This is a genomic window from Amycolatopsis sp. NPDC005961, assembly GCF_040629235.1.
GTDB lineage: Bacteria > Actinomycetota > Actinomycetes > Mycobacteriales > Pseudonocardiaceae > Amycolatopsis > Amycolatopsis camponoti.
This window is the reverse complement of record NZ_JBEXVF010000003.1, coordinates 255,627-273,093: the sequence shown is the minus strand read 5'-3', so window position 1 is coordinate 273,093 and position 17,467 is coordinate 255,627. Positions and strand designations below refer to the sequence as shown.

16 protein-coding genes are annotated in these 17,467 nt (G+C 71.4%); 12 read left to right on the top strand and 4 right to left on the bottom strand.

The features are described from left to right. The 8 genes from ABZ342_RS04705 to ABZ342_RS04670 all read left to right on the top strand — a co-directional run. Positions 1-584: MCE family protein (locus tag ABZ342_RS04705; RefSeq protein WP_360468738.1), on the top strand; the 584-nt coding region annotated here is incomplete at its 5' end. Further along, positions 581-1,564 (top strand): MCE family protein, encoded by a 984-nt coding sequence (locus ABZ342_RS04700; protein ID WP_360468736.1) that lies wholly within the window; start codon positions 581-583, stop codon positions 1,562-1,564. The genes ABZ342_RS04705 and ABZ342_RS04700, both read left to right, overlap by 4 nt. Further along, a complete protein-coding gene (locus ABZ342_RS04695; RefSeq protein WP_360468734.1) occupies positions 1,561-2,589 on the top strand; it encodes an MCE family protein in 1,029 nt (342 codons plus the stop codon). Before ABZ342_RS04700 ends, ABZ342_RS04695 begins: the two co-directional genes overlap by 4 nt. Next, positions 2,586-3,647, top strand: coding sequence for an MCE family protein (locus ABZ342_RS04690; RefSeq protein WP_360468732.1), 1,062 nt, complete (start codon positions 2,586-2,588; stop codon positions 3,645-3,647). The genes ABZ342_RS04695 and ABZ342_RS04690 overlap by 4 nt, the downstream gene beginning before the upstream one ends. Beyond that, entirely contained in the window at positions 3,647-4,846 is a 1,200-nt protein-coding gene (locus tag ABZ342_RS04685; RefSeq protein WP_360468730.1) for an MlaD family protein, read from the top strand. The genes ABZ342_RS04690 and ABZ342_RS04685 overlap by 1 nt, the downstream gene beginning before the upstream one ends. After that, positions 4,834-5,337 carry a hypothetical protein gene (locus ABZ342_RS04680; protein WP_360468728.1) on the top strand — a complete coding sequence of 168 codons (504 nt, stop codon included), beginning with the start codon at positions 4,834-4,836 and terminating at the stop codon, positions 5,335-5,337. The genes ABZ342_RS04685 and ABZ342_RS04680 overlap by 13 nt, the downstream gene beginning before the upstream one ends. Further along, on the top strand, positions 5,334-6,350 hold the full coding sequence (locus tag ABZ342_RS04675) for a hypothetical protein (RefSeq protein WP_360468726.1): 1,017 nt from the start codon (positions 5,334-5,336) through the stop codon (positions 6,348-6,350). The genes ABZ342_RS04680 and ABZ342_RS04675 overlap by 4 nt, the downstream gene beginning before the upstream one ends. Positions 6,351-6,417: 67 nt before the next feature. Then, positions 6,418-7,068, top strand: coding sequence for a hypothetical protein (locus ABZ342_RS04670; RefSeq protein WP_155545156.1), 651 nt, complete (start codon positions 6,418-6,420; stop codon positions 7,066-7,068). A gap of 42 nt (positions 7,069-7,110) precedes the next feature. Here ABZ342_RS04670 and ABZ342_RS04665 read toward each other — a convergent pair whose 3' ends face one another. Continuing rightward, positions 7,111-7,983 (bottom strand): hypothetical protein, encoded by an 873-nt coding sequence (locus ABZ342_RS04665; protein WP_360468724.1) that lies wholly within the window; start codon positions 7,981-7,983, stop codon positions 7,111-7,113. A gap of 442 nt (positions 7,984-8,425) precedes the next feature. On the opposite strand from ABZ342_RS04665, the gene ABZ342_RS04660 reads away from it, so the two are divergent. Both ABZ342_RS04660 and ABZ342_RS04655 read left to right on the top strand, forming a co-directional pair. Then, positions 8,426-9,064, top strand: a complete 639-nt coding sequence (locus ABZ342_RS04660) for a DUF6801 domain-containing protein (protein ID WP_360468722.1) — start codon at positions 8,426-8,428, stop codon at positions 9,062-9,064. A gap of 78 nt (positions 9,065-9,142) precedes the next feature. Beyond that, positions 9,143-10,561: a DUF6801 domain-containing protein gene (locus tag ABZ342_RS04655; RefSeq protein WP_360468720.1), complete on the top strand. Its 1,419-nt coding sequence runs from the start codon at positions 9,143-9,145 to the stop codon at positions 10,559-10,561. 78 nt (positions 10,562-10,639) lie between these two features. Here the strand turns inward: ABZ342_RS04655 and ABZ342_RS04650 are convergent, their stop codons facing one another. Then, on the bottom strand, positions 10,640-11,920 hold the full coding sequence (locus ABZ342_RS04650; protein WP_155545152.1) for a PucR family transcriptional regulator: 1,281 nt from the start codon (positions 11,918-11,920) through the stop codon (positions 10,640-10,642). A 283-nt stretch (positions 11,921-12,203) separates the two neighbouring features. On the opposite strand from ABZ342_RS04650, the gene ABZ342_RS04645 reads away from it, so the two are divergent. Next, on the top strand, positions 12,204-12,899 hold the full coding sequence (locus ABZ342_RS04645; protein ID WP_360468718.1) for a hypothetical protein: 696 nt from the start codon (positions 12,204-12,206) through the stop codon (positions 12,897-12,899). After that, the gene (locus ABZ342_RS04640) at positions 12,896-13,261 is read left to right on the top strand and encodes a GntR family transcriptional regulator (protein WP_155545150.1); all 366 of its coding nucleotides are present in this window, start codon (positions 12,896-12,898) and stop codon (positions 13,259-13,261) included. The genes ABZ342_RS04645 and ABZ342_RS04640 overlap by 4 nt, the downstream gene beginning before the upstream one ends. Here ABZ342_RS04640 and ABZ342_RS04635 read toward each other — a convergent pair. Both ABZ342_RS04635 and ABZ342_RS04630 read right to left on the bottom strand, forming a co-directional pair. Beyond that, positions 13,254-14,045, bottom strand: a complete 792-nt coding sequence (locus ABZ342_RS04635) for an arginase family protein (protein WP_360468716.1) — start codon at positions 14,043-14,045, stop codon at positions 13,254-13,256. The genes ABZ342_RS04640 and ABZ342_RS04635 overlap by 8 nt on opposite strands. Next, positions 14,042-17,419, bottom strand: coding sequence for a pyruvate carboxylase (locus ABZ342_RS04630; RefSeq protein ID WP_360468714.1), 3,378 nt, complete (start codon positions 17,417-17,419; stop codon positions 14,042-14,044). Before ABZ342_RS04630 ends, ABZ342_RS04635 begins: the two co-directional genes overlap by 4 nt. Between the last annotated feature and the right edge of the window lie 48 nt (positions 17,420-17,467).

Sequence of the window (17,467 nt, the reverse complement as noted above, 5' to 3'; positions counted from 1 at the left end):
TGTTCAACGGCTTCAAGCCGCTGTTCCAGGCGCTGTCGCCGAACGACGTCAACGAGCTCTCCGGCGAGATCGTCCAGGTGCTGCAGGGCGAAGGCGGCACCGTCGAAAGCCTGCTGGCCCACACCGGTTCGCTGACCACCACCCTCGCCGGGCGCGACAAGGTGATCGGCGAGGTGATCGGGAACCTCAACTCGGTGCTCAAGACGGTCAACGGCAAGGGCGACGCACTGGCGAACCTGGTGTCCACGCTGCGGCAGCTCGTGTCCGGGCTGGCCGGTGACCGCGCCGCGATCGGCGACGCCATCAGCGGGATCGGCGACCTGACGCAGTCGACCGCGGGCCTGTTCGAGCAGGCGCGGCCGCCGCTGAAGGAGAGCATCGCCGGGCTGCAGGAGGTGGCCGGCACGCTGGCGCAGAAGCAGTCCGATGTGGACAGCTTCCTGACGAACCTCCCGGTCAAGTTCACCGAGATCGGCCGCGTCGCCTCCTACGGAACGTGGATGAACTTCTTCCTCTGCCGCGCCACGCTCCAGACCACGCCCCCGCGCGGCGTGTACGTCCCGACGGCGAGGTGCGACTCGTGAAGTCCTTCAAGGAGCGCAACCCGATCGCCCTCGGCGTGGTCGGCAGCGTCGCGCTGGCCGCGCTGCTCACCGTCACGTTCAACTACGACAACCTGCCGGTCGTCGGCGGCGGCACCACCTACCAGGCCGAGTTCTCCGAGGCCGCGGGCCTGCAGGCGGACGACGAGGTGCGGATCGCCGGCATCAAGGTCGGCGAGGTCCGCGACGTCGAGCTGGCCGACGACCACGTCCTGGTGACCTTCCGGGTCAAGGACGCGTGGGTCGGCGACCGCACGACCGCCGACATCAGGATCAAGACGTTGCTGGGCCGCAAGTTCCTCGCGCTGAACCCGACCGGCGACGGCGTGCAGAACCCGGACCAGGCGATCCCGCGCACCCGGACGGTCACGCCCTACGACGTCACCGACGCGTTCAACGGCCTGGCCGACACGGTCGGCGCGATCGACACCAAGCAGCTCGCGGACAGCTTCACCACGCTGTCCGACACCTTCCGCAACTCCCCCGAGCACGTCCGCAGCGCGCTCGACGGCCTGTCGCAGCTGTCCAAGACGGTCTCCAGCCGCGACGGCGAGATCGCCGAGCTGCTGGCCAACGCGCGGAAGCTGACCACGACGCTGGCGAACTCGAACGAGGACTTCGAAAAGCTGATCGACGACGGCAACCTGCTCCTGACCGAGCTGAACCGCCGCCGCGACGCGATCCACGACCTGCTCACCGGCTCGGCGCGGCTGGCCGACCAGCTGCGCGGCCTGGTCGCGGAGAACTCCGACCCGCTCAAGAAGGCGCTGCAGTCGCTGTCCCAGGTGACCGATCTGCTGAAGCGGCAGAACGACAACCTCACCCGGGGCCTGCAGCTGGCCGGGCCGTACTTCCGCGTGGTCACCAACACCACCGGCAACGGGCGCTGGATCGACGCCTACCTCTGCGGCCTGCTGCCGGAGAACCACGACCCCTGCACCGCGCCGGGAGGCACCAAGTGAGCGCGCTGACCACCACCCGCGCGGGGGTACTGACCACCCGGTTCGTCGCCGCCGCGATCCTGCTCGCGCTGGTCGTGACGGCCGCGCTGTGGTGGGTGTTCTCGGGCACCGGCGAGCACCACGTCACGGCGTTCTTCTCCCGCGCGGTCGGCGTCTACTCCGGCTCCGACGTCCGCGTGCTCGGCGTCCGCATCGGCCAGGTCGACTCCGTCACCCCGCGCGGCGAGCAGGTGCAGGTGGACATGACCGTCGACGGCTCGGTCGGCATCGCCGAGGACACGACGGTGCTGGTCATCGCCCCCAGCGTCGTCGCCGACCGCTACGTCCAGTTCGCCAAGCCGGCCCGCGGCGGGCCGCGGCTGAAGAACGGCGCGTCCATCCCGGTGCAGCGGACGGCCACCCCGGTGGAGCTCGACCAGCTCTACGCCAGCCTCGACTCGCTGTCGAAAGCCCTCGGCCCGAACGGCGCGAACTCCCAGGGCGCGCTGTCGGACCTGCTCAAGACCGGCGCGCAGAACCTGCGGGGCAACGGGCAGGCGTTCAACGACAGCGTCCGCAACTTCGCCCAGCTCGCCCGGACGCTGGCCGGCAACTCGGGTGACCTGTTCGGCACCGTGGACGAGCTGCAGCGGTTCACGACCATGCTCTCGACCAACGACCAGCAGATCAGCGGCGTCAACCAGCAGCTGGCGCAGATCTCGGGCACCTTGGCCGCCAACAGCGGCGAGCTGGCCCACGCGCTCGACAGCCTCGGCCAGGCGCTCGGCGACGTCCAGACGTTCATCCGCGACAACCGCGGCGCGATCAAGTCCACTGTGGACGACCTGGTGACGACGACGCGGACGCTCGTCGAGCAGCGCCAGTCGCTGGCCGACACCCTCGACGGCGCACCGCTGGCCGTGACGAACGTGCTCAACGCGATCGACCCGGCGACCGGGCGGCTGAGGGGCCGCGGCAACCTCGACTACTACCTGCCCCTGCCGGTCACCGGCGACGTCTACACCAACGAGGGGGGTGGGCGATGAAGCGGATCCTCACCGCCGTGGCCATCGGGTGCCTGGCCCTCGCGGGCTGCTCGGGCGGCGAGTTCAAGGGCGTCTACGACTTCCCGCTGCCGGGCGGCGCCGACCTCGGCGACCACCCGTTCGCGGTGACCGCGCAGTTCGCCGACGTCCTCGACCTCGTGCCGCAGGCCGCCGTCAAGGTCGGCGACGTCCCGGTCGGGCGGGTGCGGGAGATCCGGCTGGGCGGCGACGGGTGGACGGCCGAAGCGGTCCTGGACGTCAACGGCGACGTCGTGCTGCCGGCCGGCGCCGTCGCGCGGCTGCGCCAGTCGAGCCTGCTGGGCGAAAAGTTCGTCGAGCTGGCCGCACCGGACGGCGAGGCGCCGAACGCGGGCGGCGCGCGGCTGGTGAACGGCGCGACGATCCCCCTGGACCGCACGAACCGCAACCCCGAGTTCGAGGAGATCTTCGGCGCCCTTTCGCTGCTGCTCAACGGCGGCGGGATCGGGCAGCTGCAGACGATCAACAAAGAGCTGTCGAAGGTCATGGACGGCAACGAGGCCCAGATCCGCTCGTTCCTGTCCGGGGTGAACACCCTGATGACGGACCTGGACGCGCACCGGTCGGACATCACCGAGGCGCTCGACGGGCTGAACCGGCTCTCCTCGACGCTCGCGAACCGCCACGAGCAGGTCTCCGGCGCGCTCACCGACCTGACGCCCGGCCTGCAGACCCTCACCGACCAGCGCACCCAGCTCGTCTCGATGCTGCAGGCGCTGGACCGGCTGTCCACGGTGGCCACCGACGTCGTCGACCGCAGCCGCGACGACATGGTGGCCGACCTGCGCGCGCTCGCACCGATCCTGGGCCAGCTCGCGGACGCCGGCGCCGACCTGCCGAAGTCGCTGCAGATGCTGCCGACGTTCCCGTTCCCCGACTCGGTGCTCCCGGCGATCAAGGGCGACTACGTCAACGCCTACGCGTCGATGATCCCGGCGTCCGGCGTGCCGCTGCCCCCGCCCGGCGAGGGCGTGCCGCCCGGCCTGCCGCCGCTCCCGATCCCCTCGGGAGGCCAGTGATGCTGACGCGCAGAGTACGTCTTCAGGTCGTGCTGTTCATCGTGATCGCGTTGGCCACCACGGCTTTCGTCGGCGCGAACTACGCCGGGCTCGGCCGGCTGTTCGGGTCCGGCAGCTACGTGGTGAAGCTGGAGCTGGCCGAGGGCGGCGGCCTGTTCACCAACGGCGAGGTCACCTACCGCGGCGTCGCCGTCGGGCGGGTCGGCGAGCTGCGGCTCACCGTCACCGGGACCGAGGCCGACCTGCTGATCGACGACGGCGCCCCGCCCATCCCGGAAGACTCCCGCGCGGTGGTGGCGAACCGCTCGGCCGTCGGCGAGCAGTACGTCGACCTGCAGCCGCGCACGGCCGACGCGCCCTACCTCGCGGCGGGCTCGGTCATCCGGCGCGAGTCGACGACGCTGCCACTGCCGGTCAACAGCCTGCTGACGGACCTGGACTCGTTCACCGCGTCGGTGCCGACCCAGGACCTGCGCACGGTGGTCGACGAGCTCGACGATGCCCTGCGCGGCGCCGGCCCGGACCTGCAGACGCTGATGGACTCGGCGACGACGTTCACGCACGAGGCGAGCGCGAACCTGCCCCAGACGTCGAAGCTGATCAACGACGGCGCGACGGTGCTGCGCACCCAGGTCGACTCGTCGTCGGAGTGGCGTTCGTTCAGCAGCAACGCCCGGGTCTTCGCCCAGCAGCTGGCCCGCTCCGACGGCGACCTGCGGCGCCTGATCGCGACCGCCCCACCGGCGGCGACGGAGCTTTCGGCGTTGCTGAAGGAGAACGACCCGGGGCTGCCGATCCTGCTGGCCAACCTCCTGACGACGGCCCGGGTGTTCGGCACCCGCACCGCGGCGGAGGAGTCGCTGTTCGCGAACCTGCCGCGCGCGGTCGCCGGGGTGGGGTCGGCACTGAACCCCCGGGGTGACGCGCTGCGGATGGCGCTGGTGCTGAACTTCGACAACCCGCCGCCGTGCGTCCAGGGCTACGGCGGGACGCGGCACCGGCCCAGCGACGACCTTTCGCCGTTGCCGTTCGACACCGGAGCGGCGTGCACGTTGCCGTACGGCAACGAGAGCTCGGTGCGCGGCGTGCAGAACGCGCCGCACCCGCCGGTGCCGGAACCGGCCGTGCCGGGCGGGCTGACCGGACTCGACGGGCAGGCGACGTCGACGAGCCTCGAGGAGATGCTGTGGCTGCGGTGAAGCAGGGTGCGGTCGTGGTGTTCGCGGCGGCCGCCGTCTTCGCAGGCTGGTCGGGCTATTCGTGGTACTCGGCGTCGCACGATCCGTCGCTGACGTACGGGGTGGCCCGCGACGAGGCGTTGACGACCGGGCGGACGCTGGTGGCGGAGCTGAGCAGCCTGGACTACCACGACGTGAACGGCGGCCTGGGGCGCTGGCTGTCGGCCTCGACGGGCCCGCTGCACGACCAGCTGGCCCGCACGGACGCCAAGACGAAGGAAACCCTGGCGGCGAACGCGACGGTGGCGACCGGCCGGGTGCTGGACGCGGCCCTGAGCGAGCTGGACGAGCACGCGGGCACGGCGAAGATGCTGGCTTCGGTGGAGATCACGATGGCGAAGGAAGGAACGGCCCCGGCGGTGAAGCGCAACCGCTTCGCGGCGGCGTTGTCCCGGACGGCGGACGGGTGGAAGCTGAGCGCGCTGGACCAGCTGCCGGTGGGCGCCCGATGAACCGCGCGAGGGTGGCCGAGCAGGCCGCGCCCGCCGACGGGCGGGACGGATCGGCGCGGAGCTCGAGCGACTCGGCTGAACTCTCACCGGGCAGCATCGGGGACACCCGGCCCGGCTCTGCCGGGGCCGGCGAACCCGGCAGCCGGGCGACCGAGCAAGGCTCGGCCGCTGCCGAGGCCGGGGCCGTCGCCGACACCGACCGGGCCGCCGACACAGATCGGGCCGCCGAGGCCGCGGCCGAGCCCGCCGAGCCCACCGGGGCCGTCGCCGAAACCGACCGGGCCGCCGACACAGATCGGGCCGCCGAGGCCGGGGCCGAGCCCGCCGGGGCCGCCGAGGCCGGGGCCGAGGCCGCCGGGGCCGCTGAGGCGTCGGCCGAGTCCGAAGCCGCGTCCGCCGAAGCCACCGGCAGCGACCCGGCCGAAGGCGAGACTGAACCCGCCGCCGGCGAGCCGGCGGAAGCTGAAGCCGAAGGCGAACCCGCAGCTCAACCCGCCAAGCCCCGCCCCGCCTGGCTCCGGCTCCCCGCCCTCCTGCTCGCCGCCGCCCTCGTCCTCGCCGGGGCCGGTGTCTGGTTCACCCTCGAAGCCCGCTCCGCCTCGAGCAACCCCGCCGCCGGCAACCTCGCGCTCACCGACGTCGGCCAGACTTCCGAGGTCACCTCGGCCGTCACCCTCGCGATGAACCGGATCTTCTCCTATTCCTACGACAAGACCGACGTCACCGAAAAGGCCGCCGCCGCCGTGCTCCGGGGGTCCGCCAAGGATTCCTACGACAAGCTCTTCGCCCAAGTCAGGCAGAAGGCTCCCGAGCAAAAACTCGTGCTCACTTCGCGCGTTTCGGCGATCGCCGTGCAAGAACTGCGAAATGGTCACGCGCGGTTACTCGTCTTTCTCGATCAATCAGCCGTCCGGGCTGACAACAATGCGACCGACAGCGCCGCCGCACAGCTTTCCGTGACCGCGGAACGCACGGGTGACGGCTGGGTCGTCACCGAGCTCGAACCCCGCTGAACAACGAGCACTTCACCGTTTCCGGAAGCACCCGGAAACGGACGGGAAACGCACAAGGAGGACAACCATGTCCGTGGCAACGCAGCTGAGGAGAATGGCCGTGCTCACGTCGGCGGCGGCCGTCGTGCTGACCGGGGTCGTGGTGACCCCGGCCTCGGCCGACGTCATCCCGATCCCCGTGTCCTACAAGGTCACCGGCAGCACCACGGTGAAGAAGACCGGCAGCGCCATGGCGCTCGGCCCCGGCTCGCTCAAGGGCAACCTGCTGATCGACGACCAGACCGGCTCGGTCGGGCTCAGCGCGGACCTGGCGCTCCCGCCCTCCCAGGCCGACATTTCCCTGCTGTCAGGCATCTTCCGGATCAAGGCCAAGGTCAAGGTGACCCCGCTCGGCCCGGCCACCGGCACGATCGCCGACGGCAACCTCGTCACCAAGGCCAAGGCCAACATGGAGATCTACGACATCTGGGCCGGCCCGATCATCCCGATCTTCCCGCTGCCGACCGTCCCGGGCAGCTGCAAGACGAAGACCCCGCTCGACCTCACGCTGTCCGCGCAGGACATCGACATCACCGCGCCGGCCATCACGGTCACCGGCACCTACACGATCCCCGAGTTCACCAACTGCTTCGTCGCCGACATCGCGCTCGGCGCCCTGGTTTCGGGGCCGGGCAACACCATTTCGCTCGACCTGGCCAGCGACGCCACCCTGAAGTGACGTGACGCGGGTGGCGGGCCGAGTGCCCGCCACCCGCGGCTGTCAGCAGGGGGCGGCCGGGTCTTCCTTCAGCGCGAAGCTGTCGTTGTCCCCGGCCGAAACCGCGAACACCGGCCCGCACCAGGGGAAGTACGACTCGCCGACGAAGTTCGAACCCCAGGTCACCACCGAGCCGTCGGCCTTGAGCGCGACGTTGTGGTTGAACCCGGCGTCGACGCTGACGACGTCCGAGAGCGCCTCCGGCGGCACCTCGGTCTGGTGGAGACTGTCGCGGCCCCAGGCGTAGACACGGCCGCCCTTGAGCGCCAGGCTGTGGTAGAAGCCGGCGGAAACCGCCGTGACGCCCGAAGAAAGCCCGGCCGGCACGGTCGTCTGCCCGTAGGTGTTGCTCCCCCAGGCCAGCACGCCGCCGTTCTTGAGTGCCAGGTTGTGGTCTCCCCCAGCGGAAATCGCGGTCACGCCGGACTGCGCGGCCGCCGGCACGTCGGTCCGCGAACCCCAGCTCACCACCAATCCGCCCTGCTTCAGCGCCAGGCTGTGCATGTTGGACGTCGAGATCGCGATCACCCCGCTCGCCACCGACGCGGGCAGCGTCGTCTGGCCGTACCAGTTGTTCCCCCAGGCCAGGACCTTGCCGTTCTTGAGGGCCAGCTCGTGTCCCCAGCCCGACGCGATCTGGCTGACCCCGGACGTCGCCGCGGCCGGGATTTCGTTGGCGCCCCAGTTGTTCGCGCCCCACGCGAGGACCGCGCCGCCCTTGAGCGCCAGCGCGGTCGTGCTGCCTGCCGACACGGCGGTGACGCCGGCCAGCGCGTCCGGCGGCGGGATCGTGACGTCGTAGTCCGGCTTGCCCCAGGCGATCACGCCGCCGACGGTGGCCGCGGACGCCGGCTGCGCGAACACCGAGGCGGCCATCGCCGCCGTCACCGCGAATGCGGCGCCCTTCAGTGATACCCGTCCACAACGGGAAGTACCCGGCACGGTAGCCTCATTTCTCCGGTTTCGTTATCCGGGATTGCTTCGGCAAGATCACAAATGGTAGACCGGTGCACGCGGCACTTCGCCGCGTCGGCCGTTCTTTGTCAAAATCCGCCAAGTCCGGCCGTCAGCCTACGCCGTCGCGCACAAGAAACCGATACCGCCGAACGCCGCCTCACCCGTGCCGCCGCGAAGTCTTGTTCCTTACTGAACTGGCGAGTAGCCTCGATTTCGGCAGATGGACCTCCACCTCGCACGCCGATGAAATCGCGACCCGCCGCCCGGGGCAAAGGGGACGGTGAACGCGATGGGGGCTCACGGCGGCGAGCAATCGATCAGCCAAAGCCGAGACTGAACTGAATCAAAGGAGATGACAGGTATGTCCCGACTCAGCAGGCTGTCCGCCGGCATCGCCACCACCGCTACCGCGATCGGCGCCATCGCGGTGCTGACCGCGGGCACCGCGGCCGCCGCCACGGTCACCTACACCGCCGGCGGCACGGCGGGGCTCACCTACAACTGCACCTTCCCCGGCATCTCGCCGCAGCCGGTCGCGATCACGGCGCACCTCGACGCGCCGGACACCGTCGTGCACGGCACCACCGTCACGCCCGCCAACGTCGGCGGGTCCGCGACGATCAGCGCGACCGTCCACTCGCTGCTCACCGCGGTCGGCTACGACGGCATCCGGGGCACCGCGACGGTGCCGGTGACGGCCTCGTCCGGGACGCTTTCGCAGCCGTCGGCCACCGGGCTGAACATCCCGGAGGTGATCTACCCGACCGGCGGGCCGATCACGGTGAACATCTCGCAGGTCGCGACGTCCAGCATCCCGAACTGGACCGCCCCGGCCACCGCGGGCACCGCGTCCCTGTCGCTGACGAGCGGGCTGTCGGCGAACCTGGAGTTCCACAAGAAGTCGACCAACACCTGGTCGCCGTGGACGATGAACTGCACTCTGAAGGTGACGAGCCCGGCGCAGAACACCGCGTTCAGCCCGAGCATCACCGTCTCCTGACCGGGTTTCCCGGTGCGGGTCCGGTCCCCGGCCCGCACCGGGACGTCCCGTCCCTTCCGAACGCACCCAGGGAACCCGATGCCACGTCGAGTCCGGCCCCGCACCCTCACCGTTTCCGCGCTGGCGGCCGTCGGCCTGCTCTCCGCGGTGAACGGCGCGCTGACCGGGGTCGGCTCGGCCGCCCCCGCGCCCGCGGTCCCGCCGGACACGAAGGCCACGGCGTCGGTTTCGGTGACGTGCCCGTTCGCCGACCCGCTCGGCGCGCGGAAGCTCACGGCCGAGACGGCGGCGACGCTGCCCGCGCAGGCGAAGACCGGGACGTCGGCCAAGATCGGCGCGTTCTCGGCGAAGCTCACGCTCCCCCGCGACGTCGCACTCTCCTACCTCCCCGAAGGCGCCACCGCCGGCTCGCTGCGTGGCGGCGTGCACGTCGACCTGGCCGTGCGCCAGGACGACAAGGCGGACAAGGTGCCGGTCGACCTGACCGTCCCGGCCACCCCGCTGCCGGAGACCGGTGACGTCACGCTGACGGCCACCGGCACCGTGCCGGAGATCGCCCTGAACACCGTCGGCGCCGTCACCTTCGACGTCACCGCGCCGACGCTGTCGCTCGAGGCCGTGCCGCCGCCGGACACCGCGGCCACGCAGCCGGTGCCGCAGATCGCGTGCACCCTCGACCCCGACCAGCAGACGACGCTGGGCAAGGTGCTCGTCCTGCCGAAGACGGTGCCGGGCACCAAGCAGAAGCAGCTGGCCGCGGCCGCCGACGCGCCCGGGCCGGGCGATCCCCCGACCGAAGACGAGTTCGCGGTGCCGCTGAGCCTGGTCACGATCATGACGAAGTCGACGGTCCGGAAGCTCGGCGCGACCGTCACCGCCGACCCGGCGTTCCTGTTCAACGGGCTGTTCATCCTCAACCTGGTCGACGGCACCTCGCGGGTGACCGGGTCGACCACCTTCAACCCGGCGACGACGTCCTTCCTCGGCTTCGGTTTCGTGCCGGTGACGGCGACCGTCGAGTTCCTGCCGGTCGACTACCGGAACAGCAAGGTCATCGAGATCGCCGGCAAGATCACCACCGACCCGGACACCGGGGCCACGTTCCTGAACACGACGCTGCAGGTGATGGCCCGGCTGAGCAACGCGAAGGTCAACGGCGTCCCGCTGGACCTGGGCCCCGACTGCGTGACGGCGGACAAGGTGACCCTCACGCTGAACGGCCCGTACGAAGCGTTCGGCGTCGGGCACATCCGGACCGACGAGAAGACCGGGTTCGAGCTGCCGAAGTTCACCGGCTGCGGCGCCGGCGGCCAGGACCTGGACCCGCTGCTGTCCGGGATGGGCTCGGGCCCGGGCAACCAGGCCTTCGTCGACACCTACAACCTGATCGTGTGCACCGAACCGGACCACACCCAGTGCCCGCCGGGATCCGACGGACCCCCGCCGGACCCGGCGGTCTCGGCCGCGAAGAAAGCGGTGGCCAAGCACCCGCGCTGACGTCGCGATGGGTCCTTTCCTCTCCTCACCCGGGAGGAGAGGACCCTTCGGTCATTCAGGGCCGACGCGAACCCAGGGCTAGCTGGACGTCCACTGTGGACGCGTGACCCCGGCGCGCTGGGACGGCAGCAGCTCGCTCACCGGGTAGCGCAACGGCAACGGTGCCGCGCCCGCGCGCAACGCCAGCTCCATCTCGAAGCGCGCCGCCGGGTCGCGGAGGCTGTCGCCGAACGTCGCCTGGAGCTGTCGCATGCGGTAGCGGACCGTCTGGGGGTGGACGCCCAGGCGCTCCGCGATCTCCACCACGTTGCCCTGGCTGTCGAGCCACGCCCGCAGCGTCTCCAGCAGCCGCTCCTGCTGCTTGCCCGTCATGTCCGCCAGTGGCGCGAACAGGCGGTGCCGCAGCGTGCCGACCAGTCCCGTGTCGGAGTTGACCAGCAGCGTCGCCAGGTGCTCCTCCGCCCGCAGCACCGGGCGCGGCACCAGCACGCCCCGCTCGGCCAGGTGCAGCGCGTTCCGGGCCCAGCGCAGGGAATCCGCCACCGACGCGAGCGGGACGGACGGGCCGATCGAGAGCCGGCAGTCCGGCAGGGCCACCTGCAGCGTCGCCAGGCGGGCGCCGCCGAGCTCACCCGGGACCACCAGCTTCGGGTCGGGCGTGTCGAGCTCGGCGAGGATGTCCGCGTCCAGCCCGGCGTGGCGGCGGGCCGGGGCGACGCCGTCGGCCGGGCAGACCGCCACCGGCGTCGCGTCGGTCGGCACCGGCCAGCCGATCAGCTGGGCCAGCTCGGCGATCGCCTTGGGGGACGCGGGCGGGGTCTCGAGGATGAGGTGCAGCAGCTTGCGGCGCCACGTGTCGAGCGCTCCCGCTGTGCGCGCCTTCGCTTCCAGGTAGCCGTCGAGCGCGACGGAGGCGAGCTCGTCCATGAACGCCAGCATCGCGTCGGCCAGCTGGGACATCACCGCCGACGAAAGCCCGCTCCGCCGCCCGACGCGCATGATCCGCCGCCACGACACGCGCGCGCCGACCCGGTACGCCGACTGCAGCGTGTCGAGGCTGCGCCCCTCGCGCATTTCGTTCTGCCCCAGCCGGTGGTGCACCTCGTGGGACTGCTCTTTGGACACCGTCGGGTCGGCGATCTGCGCCACGAACAACGTGATCGCGTACTCGACGCCGGCCCGGATCGACTTGCCGTAGGGGCCGTCGAGCGGGCGGGCGTAGGCCGGGATGGTCGCGCGGATCTCGTCGACGATCTCGGCCGCGAGGCTGGCCAGTTCGGGACGCAGGATGTCGGCGAGCTTGCGGGGTAGTGCGGCGGGCGGCGGCGCAGCGTGATCGAATCCGCGCTCCACCGACATCGCAGCTCCTTCGCTCCGCCCCGGGACCCCGGCCCGTGCACCCCACCTGGTGCGGGGTGACACCGGACACATCGAAAAACTAGTCCGGAACGTGTCACACCTTCGAAGGGAAACCGATTTCTTGTCATCTTCGTGACAAGTTCACGAGGCGCAGCTGCGGAACGCTGACAACTACCCCGCCGACTGCTCACGATTGTACGTACGAACGGGCGAACCCGGAACCCGTCGCGCACGCCACCCCGATCGCTTGTATCGTGTGGTTGATACAAGCGAGGAGGTTCGCATGCCGTGGGACAACGTGCTCGCCGTCGGGCTGTTGAGCGGCCTGATCGGGCTGGCGATCCTGATCGTGCTCTGGCCGGGCGAGAAGCACGGAAAGCGCTTGCTCGTGCGCTGGGGCGTCCCCGACCCGGACGCCGGCGAGGTGGCGCTCGCCGTCCGGTACCTCAAGCGGCGCCGGCTCTGGTACCCGTGGCTCTACCTGGCGATCCCGCCCGTGCTCGACGACACCGGGCCGGGCACGATCATCACGACGCTGCTGATCGGCGGCCTGATCGCCGAGCTGCTGGCCCAGCGGCCGTCGCGGACCCCGCGCCGCGAAGCCGTCTTGGCCGCGCGGACGCTGACCGACATCGTCCCGATCTGGGCGCTGGTGCTGAGCGGCCTGGCGTCGGCCGGCGCGATCGTGCACCTGGCCTGGACCGCGCAGTGGACGTTGCTGGCGGCCGCGGCGGGCACCACGGTGGTCTGCTGGGTGATCACGGCGCTGACGGTGCGCCGCCCGGCGGTCGGGGAGCAGCGCGCCGACCTGGCCCTGCGCCGACGCAGCGGACGTGTCGCGCTCGGCCTCGGCATCGCCGCCTGCGCCGCGCTCGGCTGGCCGGCCGGGAACCTCGGATCGCTGCTGGCGGTCGTCGCCGGGCTGGCCGCGTTCCTGGCGGTGACCGCACCGGTGAAACGGCAGCCGGCCCCGGCGTGAAGATCGTCGTCGACACCGAAAACGGCCTGGCGCCCTGGCGGCAGGTGCACGACCAGATCGTCCGCGCGGTGACGGCGGGGGCGCTCCCGGACGGGACGCGCCTGCCGCCGATCCGCCAGCTGGCCCGGGACCTGGGACTGGCGTCCGGAACGGTGGCCCGCGCTTACCGCGAGCTGGAGGCGGCGGGCTGGGTGGTGACGGCCCGCGCACGCGGCACGGTGGTCACGACCCCCGCGGACCGCCCGGACCCGACGGCGCAGCTCCTCACCGCGGCGATCGAGTACGCGACGCGGGCGCGTGACCTCGGCATCGACGTGGAAGCCGCGGTGACCGCGGTCCGCGCCGCCTACGACGTCAGCTAGCGGCGAGGAGGCGGCCGATCGCGGCCAGGACCGGTTCCAGCACCTCGACCTCGCGCGACGTCCCCACGCACTCGGTGATTCCGGCGCCCACGACTTCGTACGCGGCCAGGGCGTCCAGCTCGGACACCAGCCGCGAGATGGTCCAGCCGTCCGGCTCCGGGTAGTTCAGGCCCGCGAACTCCGCGGGGTCCAGCACGTCCAGGTCCACGTGGACGTACAGCTTCTCCACGCCCGCCAGCGCCTCCATCGACGTGACCGCCAAGCCCCGCGAGACCGCCGCCCGCTCCTCCGGGTCGAACACGCGCGTCCCGGCGAGAACCACGTTTCCGGGAGTCAACGCCGGGGCGGCCGCGAACTCCGGGTCGCCCTCGCCGAACAGGGACCGCAGCACCATCCCGTGGAACGCCCCCGACGGGGACGTCGCCGCCGTGTTCAGGTCGGCGTGCGCGTCGAACCACGCGACGCCCAGGCCCGGTCCGTGCCGGAACCGGGCCACCCCGATCGGGATCAGCTCGACCCCGCAGTCGCCGCCGATCGTCAGGACCGGGCCGCCCGGGGCCTCCAGCGCCGCCAGCTGCGCCGCACGGTTCGGGCCCGTCAGCACCGCGCGCGACGCGATCCCGCGGTCCATTTCGGACACTTCGCGGGTCTGCCGGACGTGGTGGACGGGCGAACCGAGCACGTGCCCGGCCAGCTCCGCGAGCGCCAGGCAGCCGTCCGGCAGCTCCGCCACCCGCGGTCCCACCGCGCCTTGACGCTGCGGGACCGCGGTGATCAGCGTCATTCCAGGACGAGCAGGAGGTCGCCGCCCTCGACCTGCTGGACGGAGTTGATCGCCAGCCTGCCGACCTTGCCCCCGGCGGACGCGGTGATCGACGCCTCCATCTTCATGGCCTCGATCGTCGCGACCGTCGCGCCGGCCTCGACCGTGTCACCCTCCGAAACCTGCAGCGTCACCACGCCGGCGAACGGCGCCGCCACCTGCTTCGGGTTGCCCTTCTCCGCCTTCTCGGTCGCCGGGATGTCCGAGGCGATCGAGCGGTCGCGGATCTGGATCGGGCGCAGCTGGCCGTTGAGCGTCGACATCACCGTGCGCACGCCGCGTTCGTCGGCCTCGCCGATCGCCTCCAGCTCGATGAGCAGGCGCACGCCCGGCTCGAGGTCGACCTGGTACTCCTCCCCCGGCCGCAGGCCGTAGAAGAAGTCCTTGCTGGGCAGCACGGACGTGTCGCCGTAGGCCTCGCGGTGCGCCTCGAACTCCTTGGTGGGCGCCGGGAACAGCAGCCGGTTGAGCGTCTTGCGGGGGTGTTCCGCAAGGGCCGTGCGGTCCTCTTCGGACAGTTCCGCGACCGGCTTCGCGGCGGCACGGCCTTCGAGGGCCTTGGTGCGGAACGGCTCCGGCCAGCCGCCCGGCGGGTCGCCGAGCTCACCGCGCAGGAAGCCGATCACCGAGTCGGGGATGTCGAACTTGTTCGGCTCCGCCTCGAAGTCGGCCGGGGAGACGCCCGCGCCGACCAGGTGCAGCGCGAGGTCGCCGACGACCTTCGACGACGGCGTCACCTTCACCAGGTGCCCGAGGATCTTGTCGGCGGCCGCGTACATCGCCTCGATGTCCTCGAACCGGTCGCCCAGGCCCAGCGCGATGGCCTGCGTGCGCAGGTTCGACAGCTGCCCGCCGGGGATCTCGTGGTGGTAGACGCGCCCGGTGGGCGAGGCCAGCCCGGCCTCGAACGGCGCGTAGATCTTGCGCACGCTCTCCCAGTACGGCTCCAGCTCGCCGATCGCGTCCAGGTCGAGCCCGGTCGTGCGGTCGGAGTGGTCGGTGGCCGCCACGATCGACGACAGCGACGGCTGCGACGTCGTGCCCGCCATCGACGACACCGCGCCGTCGACGGCGTCCGCGCCCGCGTTGATCGCCGCGAGGTAGGTGGCCAGCTGGCCGCCCGCGGTGTCGTGGGTGTGGATGTGCACCGGCAGGTCGAACTCCTTGCGCAGCGCGGTGACCAGCCTGGTCGCCGCGGGCGCGCGCAGCAGCCCGGCCATGTCCTTGATCGCCAGGACGTGTGCCCCGGCGCCGACGATCTGCTCGGCCAGCTTGAGGTAGTAGTCGAGCGTGTAGAGCTTCTCGCCCGGGTCGGACAGGTCCGAGGTGTAGCAGAGCGCCACCTCGGCGACGGCGGACCCGGTCTCGCGCACGGCTTCGATGGCCGGGCGCATCTGCTCGACGTCGTTGAGCGCGTCGAAGATCCGGAAGATGTCGATGCCGGTCTTCGTCGCCTCCTGGACGAACGAGTGCGTCACCTCGGTCGGGTAAGGCGTGTACCCGACGGTGTTGCGCCCGCGCAGCAGCATCTGCAGGCAGATGTTCGGCACGGCTTCGCGCAGCGCGGCGAGGCGCTCCCACGGGTCCTCGGCGAGGAACCGCAGCGCGACGTCGTAGGTCGCGCCGCCCCAGCACTCGAGCGACAGCAATCCGGGGAGGGTGTTCGCGACGACCGGCGCGACCGCCAGGAGGTCCTTGGTGCGGACGCGGGTGGCGAGCAGCGACTGGTGCGCGTCGCGGAACGTCGTGTCCGTGACGCCGACGTGCGGCGACTTGCGCAGCCACTCCGCGAACCCGACCGGGCCGAGTTCGACGAGCTTCTGCTTCGACCCGTCGGCCGGCTGGGCGTCCTTCGCGAGCTTCGGCAGCTTGAGCGTCGCATCGGGGGTCTTCGGGCGCTCGCCGTTCGGCTTGTTGACCGTCTGGTCGGCGAGGTAGGTGAGCAGCCGCGTGCCGCGGTCGGCGGACTGCCGCGCGGTGAGCAGCTGCGGGCGCTGCTCGATGAACGACGTCGTGACGCGCCCGGCGCGGAAGTCCGGGTCGTCCAGGACCGCCTGCAGGAACGGGATGTTCGTCGAGACGCCGCGGATCCGGAACTCGGCGACGGCACGGCGCGCGCGCCCGACGGCGGTCTCGAAGTCGCGGCCGCGGCAGGTGAGCTTCACCAGTAGCGAGTCGAAGTGGGCGCTGATCTCGGTGCCGGAGAAGGCGGTGCCGCCGTCGAGCCGGATGCCCGAGCCGCCCGGCGAGCGGTAGGCGGAGATCATCCCGGTGTCCGGGCGGAAACCGTTGGCCGGGTCTTCGGTGGTGATGCGGCACTGCAGCGCCGCGCCGCGCAGGTAGATCTTGTCCTGGCTCAGGCCGAGGTCGTCGAGGGTCTCGCCGGAGGCGATCCGCAGCTGCGACTGCACGAGGTCGACGTCGGTGACCTCTTCGGTGACCGTGTGCTCGACCTGGATGCGCGGGTTCATCTCGATGAAGACGTGGTTGCCCTGCTTGTCGAGCAGGAACTCGACGGTGCCGGCGTTGCGGTAGCCGATCTGCTTCGCGAACTTGACGGCGTCCGCGCAGATCCGGTCGCGCAGTTCGGGGTCGAGGTTCGGCGCCGGGGCGAGCTCGACGACCTTCTGGTGGCGCCGCTGCACCGAGCAGTCGCGCTCGTACAGGTGGATGATGTTGCCCGCGCCGTCGGCGAGGATCTGCACCTCGATGTGCCGCGGCTCGACGACGGCCTTCTCGAGGAAGACGGTCGGGTCGCCGAAGGCGGACTCGGCCTCGCGCGCGGCGGCCTCGATGGACTCGCGCAGCTGGGCGGGGTCCTCGACGCGGCGCATCCCGCGCCCGCCACCACCGGCGACGGCCTTCACGAAGACGGGGAAGCCCAGGTCGTCGGCCGCCGCGACGAGCGCGTCGACGTCGCTGGACGGCTCGGACGACCCGAGCACCGGCACGCCGGCCTCGCGCGCGGCCTTGACCGCGCGGGCCTTGTTGCCGGTGAGCTCGAGGATGTCGGCGCTCGGCCCGACGAAGGTGATGCCCGCTTCTTCGCACGCGCGCGCCAGATCGGGGTTCTCGGAGAGGAAGCCGTAGCCGGGGTAGACGGCGTCGGCTCCCGCCTTCTTCGCGGCGGCGACGATCTCGTCGACCGAGAGGTAGGCACGCACGGGATGACCGGGCTCGCCGATCTCGTACGCCTCATCGGCCTTCAGCCGGTGCAGGGAGTTGCGGTCTTCGTGCGGAAACACGGCGACGGTCCCCGCGCCCAGTTCGTAGCCGGCGCGGAACGCTCGGATCGCGATCTCCCCGCGGTTGGCCACCAGCACCTTGCGGAACATTGCCCGGTCCTTCCCGTATGGATCGGTAAGTCAACGCACGTTACCCGG